At 40.8% G+C, this 23,324-nt stretch carries 15 protein-coding genes; 12 read left to right on the forward strand and 3 right to left on the reverse strand.

All coding sequences use genetic code 11. The annotated features are described in order from the left end of the window. Nucleotides 1-4 precede the first annotated feature (4 nt). The 4 genes from DXD04_RS03775 (at nt 5) to fucO (ending at nt 4,357) form a co-directional block, all read left to right on the forward strand. Nucleotides 5-1,258 carry an L-rhamnose isomerase gene (locus DXD04_RS03775; RefSeq protein ID WP_007560199.1) on the forward strand — a complete coding sequence of 418 codons (1,254 nt, stop codon included), beginning with the start codon at nt 5-7 and terminating at the stop codon, nt 1,256-1,258. A gap of 65 nt (nt 1,259-1,323) precedes the next feature. Then, nucleotides 1,324-2,334 (forward strand): L-rhamnose/proton symporter RhaT, encoded by a 1,011-nt coding sequence (rhaT, locus tag DXD04_RS03780; protein ID WP_117671030.1) that lies wholly within the window; start codon nt 1,324-1,326, stop codon nt 2,332-2,334. Between the two features lie 26 nt (nt 2,335-2,360). Then, nucleotides 2,361-3,170 (forward strand): rhamnulose-1-phosphate aldolase, encoded by an 810-nt coding sequence (gene rhaD / locus DXD04_RS03785; protein WP_007560202.1) that lies wholly within the window; start codon nt 2,361-2,363, stop codon nt 3,168-3,170. A gap of 32 nt (nt 3,171-3,202) precedes the next feature. After that, nucleotides 3,203-4,357 carry a lactaldehyde reductase gene (gene fucO, locus DXD04_RS03790; protein WP_117671032.1) on the forward strand — a complete coding sequence of 385 codons (1,155 nt, stop codon included), beginning with the start codon at nt 3,203-3,205 and terminating at the stop codon, nt 4,355-4,357. A gap of 264 nt (nt 4,358-4,621) precedes the next feature. On the opposite strand, the gene DXD04_RS03795 is transcribed toward fucO, so the two are convergent. After that, a complete protein-coding gene (locus DXD04_RS03795; RefSeq protein ID WP_117671034.1) occupies nt 4,622-5,527 on the reverse strand; it encodes a serine O-acetyltransferase in 906 nt (301 codons plus the stop codon). 88 nt (nt 5,528-5,615) lie between these two features. On the opposite strand from DXD04_RS03795, the gene DXD04_RS16855 reads away from it, so the two are divergent. The 5 genes from DXD04_RS16855 to DXD04_RS03815 all read left to right on the forward strand — a co-directional run bounded on the left by DXD04_RS16855 (nt 5,616) and on the right by DXD04_RS03815 (nt 17,031). Beyond that, entirely contained in the window at nt 5,616-5,747 is a 132-nt protein-coding gene (locus DXD04_RS16855; protein ID WP_007560208.1) for a hypothetical protein, read from the forward strand. Between the two features lie 20 nt (nt 5,748-5,767). Continuing rightward, complete coding sequence (locus DXD04_RS03800) at nt 5,768-9,775, forward strand: ATP-binding protein (RefSeq protein WP_181977450.1); 4,008 nt, start codon at nt 5,768-5,770, stop codon at nt 9,773-9,775. Nucleotides 9,776-10,114: 339 nt separating this feature from the next. Beyond that, a complete protein-coding gene (locus DXD04_RS03805) occupies nt 10,115-13,147 on the forward strand; it encodes a SusC/RagA family TonB-linked outer membrane protein (RefSeq protein ID WP_409034795.1) in 3,033 nt (1,010 codons plus the stop codon). 11 nt (nt 13,148-13,158) lie between these two features. Beyond that, nucleotides 13,159-14,940, forward strand: coding sequence for a RagB/SusD family nutrient uptake outer membrane protein (locus tag DXD04_RS03810; RefSeq protein ID WP_117671040.1), 1,782 nt, complete (start codon nt 13,159-13,161; stop codon nt 14,938-14,940). Nucleotides 14,941-15,009: 69 nt separating this feature from the next. Further along, entirely contained in the window at nt 15,010-17,031 is a 2,022-nt protein-coding gene (locus DXD04_RS03815; protein WP_259299509.1) for a beta-galactosidase, read from the forward strand. A 74-nt stretch (nt 17,032-17,105) separates the two neighbouring features. Here DXD04_RS03815 and rnr read toward each other — a convergent pair whose 3' ends face one another. Further along, the gene (rnr, locus tag DXD04_RS03820) at nt 17,106-19,256 is read right to left on the reverse strand and encodes a ribonuclease R (protein ID WP_022053793.1); all 2,151 of its coding nucleotides are present in this window, start codon (nt 19,254-19,256) and stop codon (nt 17,106-17,108) included. A gap of 148 nt (nt 19,257-19,404) precedes the next feature. On the opposite strand from rnr, the gene DXD04_RS03825 reads away from it, so the two are divergent. The 3 genes from DXD04_RS03825 to DXD04_RS03835 are packed head-to-tail and all read left to right on the forward strand — an operon-like array spanning nt 19,405 to nt 22,293. Beyond that, nucleotides 19,405-20,307: a cation diffusion facilitator family transporter gene (locus DXD04_RS03825; protein WP_117671044.1), complete on the forward strand. Its 903-nt coding sequence runs from the start codon at nt 19,405-19,407 to the stop codon at nt 20,305-20,307. A gap of 4 nt (nt 20,308-20,311) precedes the next feature. Then, the gene (locus DXD04_RS03830; RefSeq protein ID WP_117671046.1) at nt 20,312-21,322 is read left to right on the forward strand and encodes an NAD-dependent epimerase/dehydratase family protein; all 1,011 of its coding nucleotides are present in this window, start codon (nt 20,312-20,314) and stop codon (nt 21,320-21,322) included. Continuing rightward, on the forward strand, nt 21,319-22,293 hold the full coding sequence (locus DXD04_RS03835) for a phosphatase PAP2 family protein (RefSeq protein WP_117671134.1): 975 nt from the start codon (nt 21,319-21,321) through the stop codon (nt 22,291-22,293). Before DXD04_RS03830 ends, DXD04_RS03835 begins: the two co-directional genes overlap by 4 nt. 15 nt (nt 22,294-22,308) lie before the next feature. Here the strand turns inward: DXD04_RS03835 and dusB are convergent, their stop codons facing one another. Continuing rightward, nucleotides 22,309-23,295, reverse strand: coding sequence for a tRNA dihydrouridine synthase DusB (gene dusB / locus DXD04_RS03840; protein ID WP_117671048.1), 987 nt, complete (start codon nt 23,293-23,295; stop codon nt 22,309-22,311). Nucleotides 23,296-23,324 lie beyond the last annotated feature (29 nt).

A 23,324-nucleotide genomic window follows, 5' to 3' on the forward strand; every position in this document is an offset into this window, starting at 1 on the left:
TGCCATGAAAGAACAACAGATTATCAATGCGTATGAAATAGCGAAAGAACGCTATGCCAAATTGGGTATCGATACGGATGCCGTAATGGAAACTTTACAGTCTGTACCTATGTCTATGCACTGCTGGCAGGCAGATGATGTGACCGGATTCGAATCACAGGGTTCACTGACCGGAGGTATTCAGGCTACCGGAAATTATCCGGGAAAGGCTCGTAACATTGAAGAATTGCGTGCAGATATCCTGAAGGCTGCTTCTTACGTACCGGGAAAACATCGCTTGAACTTGCACGAAATATATGGTGAATTCGGCGGACAGTTTGTTGACCGTGACCAGGTGGAAGTAAAACATTTTGAAGGCTGGATGCAGTGGTCAAAAGAGAATGACATGAAGCTGGATTTCAACTCTACTTCTTTCTCTCACCCGAAGTCTGGAAACTTGTCTTTGTCAAATCCTGACAAGGCTATCCGTGATTTCTGGATTGAACATACCAAACGCTGCCGTGCCATTGCTGAAGAAATGGGTAAGCGTCAGGGAGATCCTTGTATCATGAACTTGTGGGTACACGATGGTAGCAAGGATATTACCGTAAACCGTATGAAGTACCGTGCATTGCTGAAAGATTCTTTGGACCAGATTTTTGCACAGAAGTACGATCACATGAAGGACTGCATCGAATCAAAAGTATTCGGTATTGGTCTGGAAAGCTATACAGTGGGTTCTAACGACTTCTATATTGGTTATGGTGTACAGAACCAGAAACTGATTACACTCGATACCGGTCACTTCCATCCGACAGAAAGTGTGGCTGATAAGGTTTCTTCTCTGTTACTTTATGTACCGGAACTGATGTTGCACGTAAGCCGTCCGGTTCGTTGGGACTCAGACCATGTAACTATCATGAACGACGATACACTCGATTTGTGCAAGGAAATCGTACGTTGCAATGCGTTGAACCGTGTACACATCGGTTTGGATTACTTCGATGCTTCTATCAACCGTATCGGTGCGTATGTAATCGGTATGCGTGCTACACAGAAGTGCCTGTTGCAGGCGTTGCTCGAACCGCTGAACACGCTGCGTGACTATGAAGAAACTGACCGTGGCTTCCAGCGTCTGGCATTGCTCGAAGAATGCAAGTCATTGCCTTGGGGAGCTGTATGGGATATGTTCTGCTTGAAGAATAATGTACCTGTAGGCGAAGAATACATTGCTGAAGTAGAAAAATACGAAGCGGAAGTAACTTCTAAGAGAAATTAATCTTACAGCCGGACGACGGGAAAAGCTTGTCTTGCCCGTTGTCCGGCTGGCTTAATTTATAGGCTATGGAAATCATTATCGGATTGTTGATTATTGCAGTGGGAGCATTCTGCCAGTCGAGTTGCTATGTACCCATCAATAAAATAAAGAACTGGAGCTGGGAATCTTACTGGATTGTGCAGGGAGTATTTGCCTGGCTTGTTTTTCCTTTCTTGGGCGCGTTGCTGGCTGTTCCGGACGGACACAGCCTTTTTGAGGTTTATGCGGCTCATCCAGCCGATACGCTTTGGGCGATGTTCTTCGGTGTACTCTGGGGAGTGGGTGGTCTGACATTTGGTTTGAGTATGCGCTACCTTGGAGTAGCATTGGGACAGTCTATCTCGCTGGGTACCTGTGCCGGACTGGGAACAATCTTGACGCCCATATTTACTGGTCACATGGAGGAACTGACCATGCCGGTTATTGTGGGAGTGATTGTGACTTTGCTAGGTATCGGCATCATCGGTTATGCAGGAAATATGAAGTCTGCCAGTCTGAGCGAGGAAGAAAAGAAAAAAGCTGTGAAAGATTTCAATTTTACTAAAGGAATCTTCGTAGCTTTATTGGCCGGTTTCATGAGCGCCTGTTTCAGTATCGGATTAGGATTCGGGCAGAGTTTGTGTTTCCCGGAAAGTGCAGAAGTGTATAAAACTTTGCCGGCTACTCTTATGGTGACTGCCGGAGGTTTCCTTACCAACATGGTGTATTGTTTTTATCAGAATGCAAAGAACAAGACATGGGGTGATTATGGAAAGACCTCGCTGTATGTGAACAACATTCTGTTCTGTGCGTTGGCCGGTGTGTTATGGTATAGTCAGTTCTTTGGCTTGAGTCTGGGAAAAGGTTTCCTGATAGCTTCACCGGTACTGCTTACGTTCTCCTGGTGTATCCTGATGTCGCTGAACGTGACATTCTCGAATGTGTGGGGAATTATTTTGAAGGAATGGAAAGGATGTTCTGCAAAGACCATCTGGGTACTGGTACTGGGACTGATTGTCCTGATTGTATCTTCTTTCCTTCCGCAGCTGTTGAAATAAAAAATTAAATTTAAATACATAATATAATGAAATCAATTCTTGAAGGACGTCCGGGTTTGGCCCGTGAAATCAATAAAGTGGCTGAAGTGGCCGGATATTTGTGGCAAAAAGGATGGGCTGAACGCAACGGTGGAAATATCACGATCAATGTAACAGAGTTTGTGGACGATGAAATCCGTCAGATGCCGGCCATCAGTGAACCGAAACAGATTGGAGCAGTATTACCGCATCTGAAAGGCTGTTATTTTTTCTGCAAAGGTACACAGAAACGTATGCGCGACTTGGCTCGCTGGCCGATGGAAAACGGTTCGGTGATTCGTATCTGCGACGATTGTGCCAGCTATGTCATTATCGCTGACCAGCCGGTGATGCCGACTTCGGAGGTGGCTTCTCACCTGACTGTTCACAATACGCTGATTGCGGAAGGTGCCCAGAAAAAGGCTACCGTACATACACACCCCATCGAACTGGTGGCAATGAGCCATACTCCGAAGTTCCTGGAAAAGGATGTACTGACTTATCTGTTGTGGAGCATGATTCCGGAAACAAAGGCATTCTGTCCGCGTGGATTGGGTATCGTGCCTTATAAGATGCCGAGCTCAGTAGAACTGGCAGATGCTACACTGAAGGAACTGGACGATTATGATGTAGTAATGTGGGAAAAACACGGTGTGTTTGCTGTCGGTACCGATGTAATGGATGCATTTGACCAGATTGACGTGCTGACCAAGGCTGCCCAGATTTACATTAATGCCCGTTGCATGGGATTTGAGCCGGACGGTATGACGAAAGAACAAATGCAGGAACTGACGGACGTGTTCCATCTTCCGAAATAAATAAAAATCTAACCTTTTAAAACCATGAAATTATGTACAGAATGATTTTGAACGAAACTTCTTACTTTGGTGCCGGATGTCGCGAAGCTATCGCTACAGAAGCAGGCCGTAGAGGTTTCAAGAAAGCTTTTTTTGTGACTGACAAGGACCTGATTCGTTTTCACGTAGCCGACAAGGTGGTGGAAGTGTTCGAAAAGGCAGGTATTCCTTACGAAATATATAGTGATGTAAAAGCCAACCCCACCATTGCCAATGTACAGAATGGTGTGGCAGCTTTCAAGGCTTCCGGTGCCGACTTTATCGTTGCATTGGGTGGCGGTTCTTCCATTGACACGGCTAAAGGTATCGGTATCGTAGTGAACAATCCGGAATTTGCCGATGTACGTTCATTGGAAGGAGTAGCAGATACGCGCCATAAAGCAGTGCCGACTTTTGCTCTGCCTACTACTGCTGGAACTGCGGCTGAGGTAACCATCAACTATGTGATTATTGATGAGGCTGCTACCAAGAAAATGGTATGTGTAGACCCGAACGATATTCCGTCGGTAGCTATCGTAGACCCTGAACTGATGTATTCTATGCCGAAGGGCCTGACTGCGGCTACAGGTATGGATGCCCTGACACATGCCATTGAAAGCTACATTACTCCGGGAGCTTGGGTGATGTCAGATATGTTTGAACTGAAGGCCATTGAGATGATTGCCAAGAATCTGAAGGCTGCTGTAGACAATGGTAGTGATCCAGTAGCTCGTGAAGCCATGTCGCAGGCACAGTATATTGCCGGAATGGGATTCAGCAACGTAGGTCTGGGAATCGTTCACTCTATGGCTCATCCTCTCGGTGCGCACTATGACACTCCGCACGGCGTAGCCAATGCATTGTTGTTGCCTTACGTCATGGAATACAATGCAGAATCTCCTGCCGCACCAAAATACCTGGATATTGCTAAGGCGATGGGAGTAGATACTACCGGCATGAGCGAAGCAGAAGGTGTAAAAGCTGCGGTAGAAGCTGTTCGCCAGCTTTCTTTGAGCATCGGTATTCCACAGAAGTTGCATGAAATCGGTGTGAAGGAAGAAGATTTGCATCAGTTGGCTATCGATGCATTCAATGATGTCTGCACTGGAGGTAACCCGCGTCCGACTTCAGTAGAAGATATTGAAGCGCTCTACCATAAGGCTTTCTAAGCATTCTTATTATTTTATATACAAAAACGTCCGCAGTTTCCGGTGAGTTTTCCGGGACTGCGGACGTTATTTTTTTTAGGTTCTTAAGTAAAAAACGGCCGTTTCAACCATCAATAATAAGATGTCTTTGTGCTTACTCTAAAACGCCTTTACGTTTGGATTGAAACGCAAGGGCGTTTTAGATGAAATGTACTTGCGTTTGGTTTCAAACGTCCTTGCGTTTTGGAGTAAACGTAAGTGCGTTTTTGGGCAGGCATTTTCTCCTTAATTTTCCTTGCTCTTTCGCTGTACGATGCGGGCACCGGTAGGTACACTTTCCGTCACCCAGATGTTACCTCCAATGGTAGCTCCTTCACCGATGGTGATGCGTCCTAATATGGTGGCATTGGAGTAGACAATCACATTGTCTTCCAGTATCGGATGGCGTGGAATACCCTTGATGGGGTTTCCCTGTTCGTCGCAAGGGAAACTCTTGGCACCCAATGTGACACCCTGGTATAGTTTCACGTGATTGCCGATGATGCAGGTCGCACCGATTACGACACCCGTACCGTGGTCAATGGTAAAATGATGTCCGATTTGCGCACCCGGATGGATGTCGATTCCGGTTTCAGAGTGAGCCATTTCCGTGATGATACGCGGAATAAGAGGCACGTTGAGCCGGTGAAGTTCGTGGGCAATCCGGTAGTTGGTCACTGCACGGATAACAGGGTAACAGCAGATAATTTCACCAAAGCAGGTGGCAGCTGGATCACCGTAGTATGCAGCTTCTACATCGGTAGCCAAAATCCGTCGGATTTCCGGCAGACGGCTGATAAACTCAGCCGCTAATTGGGTAGCCGTGGCACGGCAAGGTGACTGACAGTCGCACTGGCCTGAATTTTCCACCCCGAAGCACAATCCGGCCTGTATCTGTTCGATGAGCAGAGAAAACAGCTCTTCAATATTGACACCAATGTGGTAATTAATGGTCTGGCTGTTGATGGTAGAATTACCGAAGTAGCCGGGGAATAAGATGGCACGTGATAGTTCTACGATACGTTCCAGTGATTTTCCGGAAGGAAGCGGTTCACCTTCTCTGTGCTGATGGAACAGTCCACGGTAAGATTGGCTGTCGGAAAGTTCGTCAACAGCCTTTGTCAGTATATGTGTGTAATCAATTGGGCTCATAAGCATTCCTTTTTGATAATTGGCAAAAGTAACGATATTTTGTGATGAATCCAATAAAATCTTATTTTTGTAGAAAAATCAGAATGGTATGGTAGTAAACAAGAAAAATCCGTTTGCTTTCAAGGCAAAACAGAGCAATAAGAAAAAGACAAGTGGAAAAAGGGTGGGAAAGTCCCGTCCGGAGAAAGCGAATAATCAGTTGAACCGCAGGGTGAAATAATAAAAATCTACATGATACCCATGAAAAACACAGTAGTAGCTATAATTTATTTTTTCTTGATTGGTATTATACCCGGAATGTCTCAGGATATATTATCTAAGCCGATGCCTTTCTATTCAGATTTGGCTTCAAATGAAATTTGGGATATATACCAAGATGAATGGGGATATTTGTGGATTGGTACATCCAATGGATTAGCTAGATATGACGGACATCAAGTCCGTTCTTTTAAGAATGACTATCGTTTTCCTCATTTGCTGACTGATAATAGGATTACAAGTTTTGCGGAGAGCATAGATTATTTGTGGATTGGTACTCACAAAGGAATCAATTTATTTGAAAAACATACAGGTAAAGTTATTCCTATTCCGGAGAAAAGCTTACAAGATAAAGACATAGCGTTTATGCTTACAACAAAAAAAGGGGAAATCTGGATAGCTTCTGGAGGAAATCTTTATCGTTGCAGAAAAGACGGAAGTCTTGTCCGTAAATATGACATGCGGCATATACTAAAAATCGATAGTCAGCAGGCAATTATACTTAATAGTTTGTATGAAGATAAATCTGGTGTATTATGGGTGCTGATGGGAAAGGGTGGACTATGCCGTTATGATTCGAAGTTAGATACATTCTCCTATTATCCTTATATGATTGACGTAGATTACTATACGATGTATCAAGATAAAGCGGGTGGTTACTGGATTGGTACATGGGGAAATGGTTTATGGAAATTTCAACCTGATTCACCAGAAAAAGCTTATTTTGTAAATTGTTCTTTTTTAATGGGAAAAGATGGGAAAGAATCCGCCGTATATAGTATAGTTCAAGATGATGTGTATCATTATTTATGGTTTTTATCTTATAACAAACTCTATGCATTAGATATATCTCATGGTGATATAAAGTTAGTTGATATAGATAGCCGTGTGGATACTCAAAAGATGTATACTCGTATTTTGAAGGATAGGGAAGGAAATTTATGGTTAAGCTCTTATGATTTGGCAAATGTCGTTCGTTTTGATAAATCGGGGATTAAATATTATTCATTATCGCAAGTAAAGAATGATTTAGGATGGGATACCAATATTTTGCATTTGTGTGTGGATGAAAATAATGTAGCATGGGTGAATCAAGATCGACTGGGCTTGTGTCTGTATGAGTTGGATACTGATAAGTTGCATTATGCGGATTTAAATGGTAAAGTCAGAGAGGTTAATTTAATGGTTAAAGCTCAGCAACCTTTATCTGTATGGGTGAATGGAAGAGGAGATTCGCGTTTAGTAAAAATAATTAGAAATGGCAGTAAATTGTATGTGACAAAGGAAATAGATTTGTCTTTATATACGGACAATTGTGGAGATATTCTTCAAATGATGGAAGATTCAAATTTAAATTTGTGGGTATTAACTTCCAATAATTTGTTTGTTATATCCCCCAATGATTATTCTGCTGTTTTTTGTGAACCTTTGAATAAAAGAAATATTACTCATTTATGTGTAGATACTCATAGAGAGATTTGGGGAATTTCGACTTCCAATCAAGTGTTTTCTTTGAGATATAGTGATAAGAAAATTGTAGCGACACGAAAAGTTATTTGTTTTACTTCGGAACAAGAAGATACTCCCAAACTTTCTTGTGTAGATTATGATGATTGTATGTGGATTGTATCTTCATTGGGGTATGTCTATAGGTCGACTCCTGCCAAAGATAAATTTGAACTGATAGGACTTAATGAGATATTAAATGACTGTATTGTATTGAAGTTGTTGGTAGACCGTAGGAACCTATGGGTGATTACTAATAAAAAGATTTTAAAATATAATCTGCAAACGAAGCTTTATACAGAGTATTCCACTCGAGACAGTAATATACGAGTTCATTTGTTTAGAGGGCAGGCTGCTTGTCCGGATAATTCGGGTGGAATTTATGCCGGTGGACATAATGGATTTATTCATTTGCTTCAGTCTGGTAGTCAGTGGGGAGCAGATTGTAGTTTCGCTCCTATGGTGACAGATATTAAGGTAGATGGGAGTAGCGTGTTTTTTGATAAGCCGAAAATAGGAAATACGGTATCTCATGTGTTTTTGACAAGTCGTGATAGAAATATAGAATTATCTTTTTCTACATTGGAATATGGACTTCAGAGAGAAAAACAAATAGCCTTTAAGTTGGAAGGGGTAGATAAGGATTGGGTGTATCCTGAAGTAAATAAATTTACTGCTTTTTATAATGAACTGCCTAAAGGTACCTTTCATTTTAGATTAAAGTATATAGATAATGGAAAATGGGTGGATAGTCAATATGATTTGACTATTGTTCGGCTTCCTGCATGGTATGAAACATGGTGGGCATATACTTTTTATATCGTTTTGGGAATAACAGTATTATGTCTGGTAGAGTATTTTTACTTGAGAAGATTGAAAAAGAAAAATCAGATAAAACTTAAGGAAGAGCTGGCAAAAACGAAGATTGATTATTTTACTAATGTTTCTCATGAAATACTGACTCCTTTGACAGTCATATTAACGGTTATAGAGTTCTTTGAGAAAAACACTTTTCATGATCAATACGGAAAACAAGTTAATATATTGAAAAGAAATGTTTTAAAGGTGCGCCATTTGATTCAGCAGGCATTAGATTTTCGTAAAATCAATACGCAGACCATGCCTTTACATATTAGTTATGGTCGAATAGATTCATATATAAAAAATGTATGCGTAGCTTCTTTTATGGCTTTATCAAGCAAAAAACACCAACAATTTAATGTGGTAACGAATTCATCTATTGAAGGTTATGTGGATTTTGAAAAACTGGATCAGATTTTATATAATCTGCTTTCTAATGCCATAAAATACACTCCGGAAGGTAAGAGGGTTGAGTTACAAGTTTCAGAAAAAATGGAAAGCGACCGACATTTTTTGATAATAAAAGTTTCAGATCAGGGAATAGGGATAAAACCGAAAGATTTAAAATTGATTTTTAATCAGTTTTATACTGGTAAAAATGCGACCGGTAATGAATCAAATGGAATTGGCCTGTATTTGACAAAGTCATTGGTTGAACTTCATCATGGTGAGATTTCAGTGGAGAGTGTGTATGGAGAGGGTTCTGTTTTTACGGTTTCACTTCCATTGAATAAAGAGGTTTATGCAACAATAGAAGAGACGACCACTCTTTCTGGGGATAATAAACAAATAATGGATGCTTCTGATATAGTTTCTGTTGTGGAGAATGAAGGTACAGTAGTAGAAAAAAGTACAGTTTTGTTTATTGATGATGATAAGGAATTGCTTTATGTTTTACAGCAAACATTTTTAGGTAAATATAATGTATTGGTGGCGGAAACGGCTAAGTGTGCTTTAGAACAATTGTCACACAATGATATTGATATGATTGTGTGTGATATTACATTGCCAGATATGATTGGATGGGATTTATGTAAAAAGATAAAAACAGATTATCGATATATGCATATCCCTATTATTATTCTTACAGCTAAACAAGGAGTAGAAGACCAGGTGGTAAGTTATAATATTGGTACTGATGGTTTCCTGACCAAACCATTTGAAATAAAAGTGCTCGAAGCACGTATCGATAATTTAATTTTAACTTATAAGCGATTGCAGTCAACTTTTCGTAAAGAACAAAGTATGGATTTCTCTATACTTCCTTATCAGGCTGCAGATAAAAAATTACTGGAAAAAATAACTTTTACTGTAAGAGAACATTTAGAGGAGGCAGAGTTTGATTTGGAAATGTTATCAAAAGAACTGGGCATGTCGAAATCGACTTTGCATAGAAAAATAAAAGCTATGACAGGGCTTACACCATTGGATTTTATTCGGAATATAAAAATGAAAGAAGCCTGTGTTATGCTTAATGCTCGTCAATTATCTATTTCTGAGATAGCTTATGCATTAGGATTCACAAATCCTAAATATTTTACCAAGTGTTTTAAGGATGAGTTTGGTGTAACGCCGACTGAATTTCAACAAAAAAGTATAATAAAAATGTCAAGAGAGGTATAAAATCCTTGCATGCGATAATATTTTCTCCCTTCAGGCAGTATTTAGACACGCTTTGAACTGAGTTTTAATTTTCCTTTGCCATTGTGAAATAATAATATGTTTCAAAATGGTAAAGGAAAAATTTTTTATAAAGAGACAATGTAAGGATGATGCAAAGCTGTGTTTTTATAAAGCCAGTTACTTATTGTATCATTCTTTGCTATTATAGTCATTATGCATTTTGTGGTCTGTGTTTAATCGTTAATCATTAATTATTTACTTAATCTAAATCATATGAAAAATATAAGCTTATTTGATATAAGTGGTAGAGATTATAGACTACAAAGAAGTCTATTATTTATTTTCTTATTTTCTTTTGTTGTACTTCTGCAATTAAAAGCGGAAAATTGGTTCGTTAGAGGAAAAGTTTTGGATGAAAAAACAAAAGAGGCTTTAATAGGAGTTTCTATTTTGGAAAAGAATACTACTAATGGTACTGTTACGGACTTTGAAGGAAATTTTTCTTTAACGGTTAATAGTAGGAATGCTATTCTGAATATTTCATATATTGGTTATGTGACCCAGCAAGTGTCTGTTGATAATAATCAAGTTCTGGAAGTTTTATTGAAAGAAGATAGTGAGCAGTTAGATGAGGTTGTTGTGGTGGGATATGGAGCACAAAAAAAAGCAACATTGTCTGGATCTGTAACGAGTGTAGGAGGAGAAAAGCTTGCGAGAACTCCTGTTGTCAATCTAAGTCAAGGTATAGCAGGGCGTCTTCCTGGAGTTGTAGCAGTCTCTAATACCTCAGAACCAGGATATGATGGTGCAACAATTACGATTCGTGGAGTTAATACATTTGGTAAATCTGATCCATTGATAGTCGTAGATGGAGTACCTGGCCGTTCTCTTGAGCGAATTGATCCGGCTACAATTGAGACGATGTCAGTGCTAAAAGATGCTTCTGCAGCGATTTATGGTGCGCAAGCTGCGAATGGGGTTATTCTTATTACTACGAAACGAGGTAAATTGGGAAAACCAAAAGTAAGTATGTCTTATAACTATGGAATTTCGGCTCCGACTGTTATTCCAGAGATGACTAACGCGTACGAGTATGCTACATTGATGAATGAAATAGATGCATATGCAGGTAATAAACCTCGTTATTCAGAATCAGACTTGAAACAATATGTGGATGGAAGCGACCCTTGGGGACATCCTGATACAGACTGGTTTGGAGAAACATTGAAAAAGTGGTCTGCACAGACTTATGCTAATGCAACAATTGAGGGAGGAACTGAAAATGTAAAATATTTTGCTAGTTTGTCGGCAAAAGGCCAAGATGCTTTTTATAAAAATAGTGGAGCAAATTATAATCAGTATGATTTAAGGATGAATCTGGATACAAAAATCAATAGGTATATAGATGCATATATAAATGTAGCTGCCCGTATGGAGGACAGAAAATATCCCACTCGTTCTGCAGAAAATATTTTTCGTATGTTGATGCGATCTAAACCTAATTCTCCAGCATATTGGCCTAATGGCTTGCCTGGACCAGATATTGAGTTTGGTGATAATCCGGTAGTTATTTGTACAAATCAAACAGGATATGATAGAGATAAGCAGTATGTATTGAATGGTGATTTTGGAGTGAATATTAAAATTCCTCACGTTGAGGGATTATCAATAAAAGCTACAGCCTCTTTGGATAAAGGGTTTCGTTTCAGAAAAATTTGGCAGAAGCCATGGTATTTGTATTCGTGGGACGGAACTTCTGTAGATTCAAATGGACAACCTGTATTGGTAGAAGGAAAGAAAGGGTTTAGTGATCCAAGATTGACGGAGTCTATGGAAGATAATTTAGGAATACTTTTAAGTGGTATTGCCTCCTATTCTCGTACTTTTATGGATGACCATTCGGTAAATGTATTAGCTGGTGTAGAACGTATTACAGATGAAGGTGATTCTTTTGAAGCTTTTAGACGGTATTTTTTATCTTCATCTATAGATCAGTTGTTTGCAGGTGGGCAAGATGAAATAAATAACACAGGTACTGGTTACAAGGAGGCCCGATTGAATTATTTTGGACGTTTGAATTATGCTTATAAATCAAAGTATTTAGCTGAATTTGTCTGGAGATATCAAGGCTCATATATTTTTGCTAAGAAGAATAAATTTGGTTTCTTTCCAGGAATTTCTTTGGGTTACGTAATTTCTGAAGAGAACTTTTGGAAAAAGCATGTCCCCTTTATTTCTTTTGCAAAAATTAGAGCGTCTTGGGGACAAACGGGAAATGATTTGATAGATCCTTATCAATATATGTCTTCATATTTATTTAATAGTTTGATGTATGTAACAAATAATGGAACTACGATGAATCAAGCTTTAATGGAAAGTGTTGCTCCTAATCAAAACGTAACTTGGGAAACTGCAACTCAAAAAAATATAGGTCTTGATTTACAGTTCTTGCAGGGAGATTTGGCTTTGACAGTTGATTATTTTCATAATAAACGAACTGATATTCTGTGGAAAAGGAATGCCTCTGTTCCTGCTACATCAGGATTGGAATTGCCGGATGAAAATTTAGGTAAGGTTCTAAATCAGGGGGTGGATTTTAATATTGATTATCGGAAAACATTTAATGAGTGGCGTTTAGGAGTAAATTTAAACGGAGTTTATGCCAGAAATAAAATTTTATTCTGGGATGAAGCTCCTGGAGTTCCTGATTATCAAAAATCAACAGGTAAACCTATTGATGCCGGATTGTATTATCAGGCAATAGGTATTTTTAAGAATAAAGAAGAAGTTGAGGCTTATCCTCATTGGGCCGGAGCTCGTCCTGGAGATATTATTTTTAAAGATGTAAATGAAGATGGGGTTATTGATGGAAATGACCGTGTAAGGGATGATCGTAGCCGTACCCCTAGATTTACAGGTGGATTAACTGTTGATGTTGCATATAAAGGCTTTGATTTCTCTTGTATGTTTCAAGGAGCTTTTGGGGGTATTTTTTATCAGACCACAGAGTCTGGAGATTTTGCAAATTTCTTAAAAAGTTTTTATGATAATCGTTGGACAGAAGATAATCCGACAGCTTCTTTCCCACGTACGTATAATCGAAGTAATGAATATTATGTGAATCAACAGAATACGTTCTGGTTACATAAAACAGATTATGTCCGAATGAAGAATATAGAATTGGGTTATACTATTCCTTCTATATTGACGAAAAAAGCAGGTATTGAACATTTACGTATATATATAAATGCTTATAATCTTTTGACCTTTAGCCCAGATATGAAGGATTATGATCCAGAAAACACAAGTGGATCTGGTTATAATTATCCTTTGAATAAGGTTATAAATTTTGGTATTAATCTTACTTTTTAAATTTGAGAAATATGAAAAAGATATATTCTTTAGCATTGCTTTTAGGGTTAACATTTTCATCGTGTAATGATAATTTTCTTGATATAACTCCTATAGATCGTTATTCTGATGCGATTGTGTGGACAGATGAAGCGCTGGTGACTGCATTTGTAAATAATATTTATGAAGGACAAAAATGGGGATTTCATACAGTAATGTTATCTTCACTTTGTGATGAATCTATGGAAGTATGGTCGTGGGAAAGTCAGCCTGTAGTTCAGAGTGAATTGAGTCCAAGCTATCAAGGCATATTAGCTCCTAATTTTTGGATTATGACATTTCAAAATATTACATGGAATAGTTTGTACAAAAATATTAGAGCTTGTAATATGTTTTTAGAAAATGTCAAGAAGTATGAGTTACAAGGGGAGGCTATAGAACGTTTACATGGTGAAGTGTTATATCTTAGAGGGTATTTTTATTATTGGTTGTTAATTCAATGGGGAGGTGTTCCGTTAATTGATAAGACTTTTACTCCCGAGGATGAACTGAAAGTTTCACGTAATACTTTCAAGGAAACTGTAGATTTTATAGTGAAAGACTTGGATGATGCGGCCTCTCTTCTTCCTTTGAGTGGAGATAAGGCACGTGCGACAAAAGGAGCTGCACTAGCTTTAAAATCTCGTGTTTTGTTGTATGCTGCAAGTGATTTATATGTTTCTCAATCTCAGTGGGCTGTAGGATATGAACATCCTGAGTTAGTAGGCTATGTGGATGGTGATCAGAGAGAGCGTTGGGAGAATGCAAAAAAAGCAGCAAAAGATGTGATAGATTTAGGTATTTATCATCTTTATGGAGAAGGTCAGCAGTGGGCTACTCCAGATGAAGCGGTAGCTAATTATGTTAATATCTTTTTGTGCCATAATTCGGATGAAGATATAATGCTTCAGTATTATGATTTGGTTAATCATAATAGCGATGATTTTCAGCTTCCTCGTGTTGGCTTATTTAATAGCCCTAATGGTTTTCATGGTTGGGGTGGAAATACGCCTACGGGTCAGTTAGTTGATTCTTATGAAATGAGTGATGGAACAAAATTTAGTTGGAGCAATCCTGCCCAAGCAATACATCCATATGAAAATAGAGATCCTCGTTTTTATGCATGTATTTTGTACGATGGAGCTCATTGGCGGGAAAGGCCAGATGATACAGTTGATGCTGACCCTGACGGAATTGTACAGACTGGATTTTATCAACAGGCAGATGGTTCTTATACTGCAGGTTTAGATACAAGGCAAGGTCCAATTGAAGATTGGAATGGTACATATACAGGATATTATATGCGTAAATTCTTAGATCCTTCAGTTAACCATCAATATGACAAACAACTTTTTCCTTGGAGACAAATTCGTTACGCAGAAGTTCTGTTGAATTATGCTGAGGCTTGTTTGGAATTAGGAGAGGAAGAAGAAGCTAGAAAATATATTAATATGATTCGAAAACGTGCTGGTATGCCTGATATTCCATCTACTGAAACAGGGAAAGAATTAATGGACCATTATCGTAATGAAAGAAAAATAGAACTAGCTTATGAACAACATCGTTATTTTGATATTCGTAGATGGATGATTGCTCCAGAGGTTATACAACCAGCTCAAGGTATAGATATTCGTTATCCTTATGGTTCACAGGATCCAGTTTATTCTGTAATAGAAGTGCAAGAACGTAAATGGAATAATAAGGCTTATTTTCTGCCTATTTACTTAGATGAAATAAATAAAAATGATTTGTTAATACAAAATCCAGGTTATTAATTTTTTATCCTTTTGAATATGAGATGTTTAAGGTTAATTTTAAGTTTGTTGTTAATTCCTTTAGGAAGTATGTCTCAATCTGTTTCTACATATTTTCAGTTTGAAAAGCCTCTTTATGGAGCGGCATATTATAGTGAATATACACCGACAGATAGGTTGGATGAAGATATACGCCTGATGAAGCAGGCTAATCTCTCGGTAGTACGTATCGGTGAGTCTACATGGTCGGTCTTTGAACCACAGAATGGAGTCTTTCAATTTGAATGGATGGACCGGATTATTGATAAATTAAGTAAAGCTGGCATTAAAATTATTTTAGGTACTCCTACTTATTCTATTCCGGCTTGGATGGCTCATCAACATCCGGAAGTGCTTTCACAAACTGTGGATGGTAAACAAAGCTATTATGGTATCCGCCAGAATATGGATTTGACTAATCCTATTTATCGTCATTATTGTGAGCGTATTATCCGAAAATTGATGGAGCGTTATGCCAAACATCCGGCTATTATTGGTTTCCAGGTTGACAATGAAGTAGAAGCCAGAGGTATAGATAATCCAGGTTATTTTGAAAGTTTCCGAAATTATATAAAAGATAGCTTTCATGCTAATTTGGATTCATTAAATGCGCGGTGGGGGTTGAATTACTGGGGCATGAACATTAATACGTGGGAGGAGTTTTATGACCGTAAAGGAGTGACGAATCCTTCTTATAAATTGTGGTGGGAACGATGGAACCGTAAGGTTACGGCTGATTTCTTAAACTGGCAGGTGGATATTGTGAATGAATATAAACGACCGGATCAATTTGTAACCCATTGTTTTATGCCTTATTTCTGTAATATCGACCAAATAGAAGCTTTCCGGCAGATGGATTATCCCGCCATTAATGTGTATTATACGATGCAGGACGGCCAGGATGGTCAGTGGATTGGATATGCTTGTGATTATATGCGTGAACTATGCAAGCATAAAAATTTTCTGATAACTGAGACTAATGCTCAGGGTACGGGATGGAGTAGTCGCGACCAATGGCCTCCGTATGATGGGCAATTGCGGCAGAATATGTATGCGTTTTTGTCAGGTGGCGCAAATATGGTAGAATATTGGCATTGGAGCACCTTACATTATGGTCAGGAAACATACTGGAGAGGTCTCTTGGGCCATGACATGACACCTAACCGCGTGTATGCTGAGTTTTCGAGAGGAGCTAAGGAATTGGAGAAAATTGGAAAAAGGTTGGTGAATTCTCGTAAACATAACCGGGTTGCTATGTTATTTAGCCATGATTCTAAGTTTGGACTGGATTTTATGCCGTATACTCATGGTGATCAATATAAGGACTATATGATTTATGAGGCATTATATCGTCAGAATATTGAATGCGATATCGTTCCGTGTGATAAGATAACTGATTTTGATAAGTATGATATGTTGGTAATTCCTCCTCTTTATGTGGCATCAGACGAACTTTTGTATAAAATTGCTGATTTTGTTGAAAAGGGAGGTGATGTGGTTATGTTCTATAAAAGCGGTTATTGCGATCCGGATAATGTAGTTCGGCCTATGCTTGCTCCAGGTCCTTTGGCGAAAGCCTGTGGATTTACTTATCAGGAGTTTTCTAGTATCAACCAGTTGCCTTTGAAGTCAAACGAGTTAGGAGTGGAAGAAAACCAGATAAGTACATGGATGGAGTTTCTTTGTCCTACAACTGCAGTTCCGTTGGCGTACGCAGATCATCCTTTTTTCGGTAAATGGCCGTGCATAACGGAAAATGCTTATGGAAAAGGACATTTGATTTATGTGGGGACAGTACCTTCGCAGAAGTTGTTGGAAAAGCTGATCGCTCGTGCAGCAGACCGTCAGCAGATTGCCTCTGTAGAACGTAAATTTAGTTTCCCATTGATTCTTCGCTCTGTGGAGAATGGATATGGAAAGAAAGTTCATTATTTATTTAATTATTCAATGAAGCCAGTTACGCTTGATTATCCATATAGTGACAGCCGTTCATTATTGGATGAACAACAATTGAAGAAAGGTGCTTCTGTAGTAATAGAGCCTTGGGGCGTAATTATAGGAGAAGAATATTGATAAAAAAATTCCCCTTACTTTGTCTGCATCAATTCGGAATGAGATAGAGTAAGGGGATTTTATAGCTGGATTATTTAAGCTTCAGCCAATACGAAATCCAGCTGTTTCTTAGCCAGGTTAGCACGGGCTACCTTAATCTTAATCGGATCGCCGAGACTGAATTTCTGGTGATGACGACGTCCGATGAGGCAGTAGTTCTTTTCGTCGAACTCATAGAAATCGTTGCCCAAGTCGCGCATGGCAATCATGCCCTCGCATTTGTTTTCGTTGATTTCTACGTAGAGTCCCCATTCTGTGACACCGGAAATTACACCATCGTACACTTCTCCGATACGTTCACCCATAAATTCCACCTGTTTGTATTTCACGGATGCACGTTCTGCACTGGCTGCAGTCTGCTCCATTGCCGAACTGTGTTCACAGAGAGTTTCATACTTGTCGGCTTGTGCGCTTCGTCCTCCTGCCAGGTAACGGGTAAGCAGGCGGTGTACCATCAAGTCCGGATAACGGCGGATAGGAGAGGTGAAGTGCGTGTAGTAATCGAATGCCAGTCCGTAGTGTCCGATGTTATAAATCGAATAGCGTGCTTTCTGCATGGCGCGTAAAGACACTGTTTCTATCAGATTCTGTTCTTTCTTTCCTTCAATTTCGCCTAACAAGTGATTGATGGACTTGGATACTTCAGCTTTGCTACCTCCTGTGCGGATTTTGTAACCGAAGCGGGCGATAAACTGATTCAGGTTATCCAGCTTGTCAGGGTCGGGCAAGTCGTGGATACGATAAGGAAGTACCTTCGGTTTTTTGTTTTTGGGGACTTTTCCTACGTATTCTGCCACCGTTTTGTTGGCTAACAGCATGAATTCTTCAATCAGCTTGTTGGCTTCTTTAGATACCTTGAAGTATACGCTGAGCGGTTTACCGGTCTCGTCAATTTCAAATTTTACTTCGCAGCGGTCAAAGTTGATAGAGCCGGCGGCCATTCGTTTCTCTCGCAGAATCTGTGCCAGACGATTCAGTTGAAGTACCTCTTCCTTGTAGTCACCTTCTCCTGTTTCAATGATTTGCTGTGCTTCTTCGTACGTGAACCGACGGTTGGATTTGATTACCGTATGACGGATGCGGTAGTTTTTCACTTCCGCCTTTTCATTCATTTCGAAAATGACAGAGTAAGCCAGTTTTTCTTCATCAGGACGCAGGGAGCAAATAAAGTTGCACAAACGTTCCGGCAGCATCGGGATGGTACGGTCTACCAGATAGACAGAAGTCGCACGTTTGGCTGCTTCCTTGTCGATGATGCTTCCTTCTTTTACATAGTGAGATACGTCCGCAATATGTACACCCACTTCCCATAAGCCGGGTTTCAGGGTGCGGATAGACAATGCGTCGTCAAAGTCTTTGGCATCTTTCGGGTCGATGGTGAACGTCACGACATCGCGGAAATCTTCGCGTTCGGCATAATCTTCCGGCGTGATATCGGCCGACAGTTTCTCTGCTGCAGCTTCTACTGCCTGCGGATATACGTACGGCAAGCCGTACTCAGCCAGAATAGCGTGCATTTCAGTTGTGTTGTCACCCGCTTTTCCGAGGATGTCGATCACTTCGCCAAACGGATTCTTTGCTTCTTCCGGCCATTCGGTAATGCGGACAATAGCCTTATCACCGTTCTTCCCGCCTTTCAGCTTGTCTTTCGGGATAAAGATGTCGTTAGCCAGGGTGCTGGTTTCTGTAAGCAGGAACGCATAATTCTTACTGACTTTCAATACGCCGACAAAGGTTTCGTTGGCGTGTTCCAAAATCTCGATTACCTGCGCTTCCAGCTGATGCTTTTTACGTTTGGCACACAAGGCAACTTTCACCTTGTCATTGTTCATTGCATGGGCAGAGTTGCGTTCCGCAATGAAAATGGGTTCTCCTCCTTCTTCAGGGATAAACGAGTTCTTTCCATTGCTTTTACGTACGAAGGTTCCGGTCAGAATCTGTCCTTTGTCATTGATTTTATAGCGCCCTTTTTCGATTTCAATCAGGAAGTTGTCTTCCAACATTTCTTCCACTACATCGATGCAGAGCATTTTTCCTGGATGGGTTGTAAGTTTTAGAGCTTGGAACAACTGCTTGAGGCTGAATGCTTCATTCGGCTTTGTACGGAAATAGTTGAGCAGTATCTCTACGAGCTCTTTTTTCTTCAGGTGCTTTCCGCCTTTCTTTTCTTTTTTCTTTTTAGCCATGTTGTTTTGTTTTAAATCAACAGCTCTCTGCTGTTGATAAGATTATCTTTATACAAAGAAAGTGATTTCCGGGGAATAAACGTGGTTTTTTCTGTTAAGATGCTGAAAAACTATTATCTTTGCCACATTCTTTTTACAAAAGTAAGATATGAATGAGATTGGAACATCCGTTCGCGAACGTGAGATTTACAAGGTAACCCTGGTGGGTAGTCTGGTCAATATTCTGCTGGTAGTCTGTAAGTTTGCAGCAGGTTTCGGTGGAAAGAGTGCGGCGATGATTGCCGATGCGGTACACTCTTTGTCGGATTTGATAACGGACTTGATTGTCATCGTGTTTGTGCGTATTTCCAGCAAACCGGAAGATAAGGGACATGATTACGGACATGGAAAGTATGAAACACTGGCTACGCTCTTGATTGGAGCGGCTTTGCTGGCTGTAGGAGTAGGAATTTGCTGGAGTGGAATAGAATCAATCATCAGTTTTGCAAAAGGAGAGGCATTACAGTCGCCCGGCTGGATTGCACTGGCTGCTGCCATTGTATCCGTGGTATCGAAAGAAATTTTGTTTCATTACACCCGGCTGGTGGGAAAACGCTGTAATAGTCCGGCAGTGATAGCCAATGCCTGGCATCACCGCAGCGATGCATTTTCTTCCATCGGTACGGCCGTAGGTATTGGAGGAGCTATCCTGTTGGGAGAAAGCTGGCGTGTGCTCGACCCTCTGGCGGCAGTGATTGTCAGTTTCTTTATTGTGCAGGTGGCGGTGAAGCAGCTGAAGGCTTGCATTGATGAATTATTGGAACGCTCGTTGCCCGACGATATAGAGCAGGAAATTACGCAGACGGTATTGTCACTGGACGGCGTGTCGCAGCCGCATCATTTGCGTACCCGCCGTATAGGAAGTCATTATGCGATAGACATGCACGTGCGGATGGACGGAAGTATCTCGTTGCATGAGGCACATGAAAAGGCTACTGCCATTGAGCAGAAGTTGCGGGATACTTTTGGAGAGGATACCTACATCAGTATCCATGTAGAACCGGAAAAATAAGTTTATGGAGAAAAAAATATTAGTTACCGGTGCCAGTGGATTCATCGGGAGCTTTTTAGTGGAAGGTGCGCTGGAGCGTGGCATGCAGGTGTGGGCCGGTGTGCGGAAGAGCAGCAGCCGGAAATATTTGCAGGATTCACGTATCCATTTTGCCGTACTGGATTTTACTGATTCCGATCGTCTGGCCAGTCAGTTGGAGGAACAGAAACGCCAGCATGGGAAATGGGATTACATTATTCATTGTGCAGGGGTGACCAAATGCCTGGACAAGGCCGATTTTGAAATCGGGAATTACTGGGCTACCCGACATTTTATTGAGACCCTGAAGCGATTAGACATGCTTCCCGTGAACTTTATTTACATAAGTTCGTTAAGTATATTTGGACCGATTCGGGAAAAAGACTATTCATCCATTTGTGAAACGGACACTCCCCAGCCTAATACGGCGTATGGACTGAGTAAACTGCATACCGAGGAATATTTGAAATCCCTCACCAATTTCCCGTATGTGATTTTCCGTCCGACGGGAGTTTACGGTCCACGGGAACGAGATTATTTTCTGATGGCGAAGTCCGTGCAGCAGCATGTGGATTTTGCAGCAGGTTTCAAACGTCAGGATATTACGTTTGTGTTTGTGAAGGACTTGGTACAGGCCATTTATCTGGCTATTGAAAAAAATGTCACAGGCCGCGCTTATTTTGTGAGCGACGGAAAGGTATACAGTAGTCATACGTTTTCCGACTTGATTCGGAAAGAATTGGGAAATCCGTGGATGCTTCGTTTCGTCTGTCCGTTGTTTCTTTTGAAAGCCATTTCATTTGTGGCAGAGAATGTAGGACGAATACTCCGTAAGACGAGTACATTGAACTGTGATAAATACCGTATTATGAAACAGCGCAACTGGCGGTGTGACATCTCACCGCTGGAAAAGGAATTAGGATATGTTCCCGAATATCCGTTGGAAAGAGGAGTAAAAGAAATCATTGCCTGGTATAAAAAAGAAGGATGGCTATAGAACTGAAGTTATTTGAACGAGTAGAAAGTGGAAAGGGCTTGTTTGCAGTAGAAAGCATTAGCTTGATTTACAATGCACTGACCACTATTTTGATTTTGCTTTTGTATCCCCGGATGGATCATCCCGGGATGATGTTGCTGGAGCGTCTGGGCATTGTGGCCTTGACGTTCGTACTGATATATTTGTATCAGGCATTCCCCTGTCGTTTGACGGCTTTTATCCGTATGGTCGTGCAAATGTCACTGTTGGCATACTGGTATCCGGATACGTTTGAATTTAACCGCTTGTTCCCGAACCTGGATTACGTGTTTGCTTCTGTCGAACAGGCAATTTTCCATTGCCAGCCTTCGGTGGAATTTAGCAAGCTGTGTCCTTCCATGTGGTTCAGTGAGCCTTTCAATATGGGGTATTTCTTTTACTATCCCATGATGCTGATTGTGGTGGTATATTATTTCCTGACCCGTTTTGAATGGTTTGAGAAGATTTGCTTCGTACTGGTCACTTCTTTCTTCATTTACTATTTGTTTTACATTCTGGTGCCGGTGGCCGGACCGCAATTCTATTTCCCTGCCATTGGAATGGATAAAGTGAACGCTTGTGATTTTCCGGCAATAGGAGATTATTTTAATGACAATACTTTCTTGCTTCCTGGTCCGGGATATGAACACGGATTCTTCTATAATCTGGTAGAAGCTTCACAGGAAGTAGGTGAACGTCCTACGGCTGCTTTCCCCAGTTCACATGTGGGAATCTCTACGATTGTGATGATTATGGCCTGGCGTGTGAACCGAAAATTGGCCTACATTCTGTTCCCGTTCTATGTGTTGCTGTGCTGTGCCACGGTGTATATTCAGGCGCACTACCTGATTGATTCGCTGGTAGGACTTATTACCGCTTTCTTCGTCTATCAGCTGGCCACGCTGATGTATAAGCGCTGGTTTATTTCTCCGGTCTTTAAACGGATGTATTAAAAAAATCGGTAAGGATTACTCCTTACCGAAAGTAGCTTCTATATGGTCTAATATACCATTCAGTTCATTTAATGTTTCTGTGCGAAGCATGGCAATGCGTGTGTCTTTGAAATTTGGAATCCCTTTGAAGAGAGGAGATGCGGCTAAGTGACGACGTACGTGCAGGATACCTCTTCGTTCATCCAGCAGGTTTACGCTGTCGAGTACTTCCTGGCGTAATACATCCATCCGCCATTTGAAAGAAAGAGGCGGCAACTCTTCACCTGTTTCTAAATAGTGTTTTACCTCTTTGAAAATCCAGGGACGTCCGAAGCTGGCCCGTCCAATCATGATGGCATCTACTCCGTATTGCTCGAAACATTCTTTGGCACGTTGTGGGGTAGTGATGTCACCGTTTCCGATAATGGGAATATGCATTCTCGGATTTTTCTTGACTTCCCCAATCAGGGTCCAGTCGGCTTCACCGGTATACATCTGTGCACGGGTACGTCCGTGGATGGTCAGAGCTTCAATTCCGCAGTCCTGTAATTGTTCCGCCAGTTCTACGATAATCTTGTGTTCTGCATCCCATCCCAGGCGGGTTTTCACGGTAACCGGAATCTTTACGGCATCTACTACCGCACGGGTTATTTCGAGCATCTTAGGTACGTTCTGCAGCATGCCGGAGCCAGCACCTTTTCCTGCCACCCGCTTCACCGGGCAACCGAAGTTCAGGTCTAATATATCAGGCTTGGCCTGTTCTACGATGCGGGCTGCTTCCACCATGGTATCCGTATCCTTTCCGTAAATCTGGATGGCTACCGGACGTTCCTTTTCACTGATGTTCAGTTTCAGCATGGTCTTCCCTACCGAACGAATCAGGGCATCGCTCGATACGAATTCCGTGTACACCATGTCGGCACCAAACTGCTTGCACATCAGGCGGAATGCAGGGTCGGTGACGTCTTCCATCGGTGCCAGTAATACTGGCTTTTCTCCTAAATCTATGTTTCTAATTTTCATTGCCTTGATATTGTCGCGCAAAGGTAGTG

The sequence above is a fragment of the Phocaeicola plebeius genome, from assembly GCF_003437535.1.
GTDB classification, from domain to species: domain Bacteria; phylum Bacteroidota; class Bacteroidia; order Bacteroidales; family Bacteroidaceae; genus Phocaeicola; species Phocaeicola plebeius_A.

Coding starts and splice junctions, on each gene's coding strand:
- DXD04_RS03775 (WP_007560199.1), top strand. CDS start 5: ATGAAAGAACAACAGATTATCAATGCGTATGAAATAGCGAAAGAACGC.
- rhaT (WP_117671030.1), top strand. CDS start 1,324: ATGGAAATCATTATCGGATTGTTGATTATTGCAGTGGGAGCATTCTGC.
- rhaD (WP_007560202.1), top strand. CDS start 2,361: ATGAAATCAATTCTTGAAGGACGTCCGGGTTTGGCCCGTGAAATCAAT.
- fucO (WP_117671032.1), top strand. CDS start 3,203: ATGTACAGAATGATTTTGAACGAAACTTCTTACTTTGGTGCCGGATGT.
- DXD04_RS03795 (WP_117671034.1), bottom strand. CDS start 5,527: ATGAGCCCAATTGATTACACACATATACTGACAAAGGCTGTTGACGAA.
- DXD04_RS16855 (WP_007560208.1), top strand. CDS start 5,616: ATGGTAGTAAACAAGAAAAATCCGTTTGCTTTCAAGGCAAAACAGAGC.
- DXD04_RS03800 (WP_181977450.1), top strand. CDS start 5,768: ATGAAAAACACAGTAGTAGCTATAATTTATTTTTTCTTGATTGGTATT.
- DXD04_RS03810 (WP_117671040.1), top strand. CDS start 13,159: ATGAAAAAGATATATTCTTTAGCATTGCTTTTAGGGTTAACATTTTCA.
- DXD04_RS03815 (WP_259299509.1), top strand. CDS start 15,010: ATGTCTCAATCTGTTTCTACATATTTTCAGTTTGAAAAGCCTCTTTAT.
- rnr (WP_022053793.1), bottom strand. CDS start 19,256: ATGGCTAAAAAGAAAAAAGAAAAGAAAGGCGGAAAGCACCTGAAGAAA.
- DXD04_RS03825 (WP_117671044.1), top strand. CDS start 19,405: ATGAATGAGATTGGAACATCCGTTCGCGAACGTGAGATTTACAAGGTA.
- DXD04_RS03830 (WP_117671046.1), top strand. CDS start 20,312: ATGGAGAAAAAAATATTAGTTACCGGTGCCAGTGGATTCATCGGGAGC.
- dusB (WP_117671048.1), bottom strand. CDS start 23,295: ATGAAAATTAGAAACATAGATTTAGGAGAAAAGCCAGTATTACTGGCA.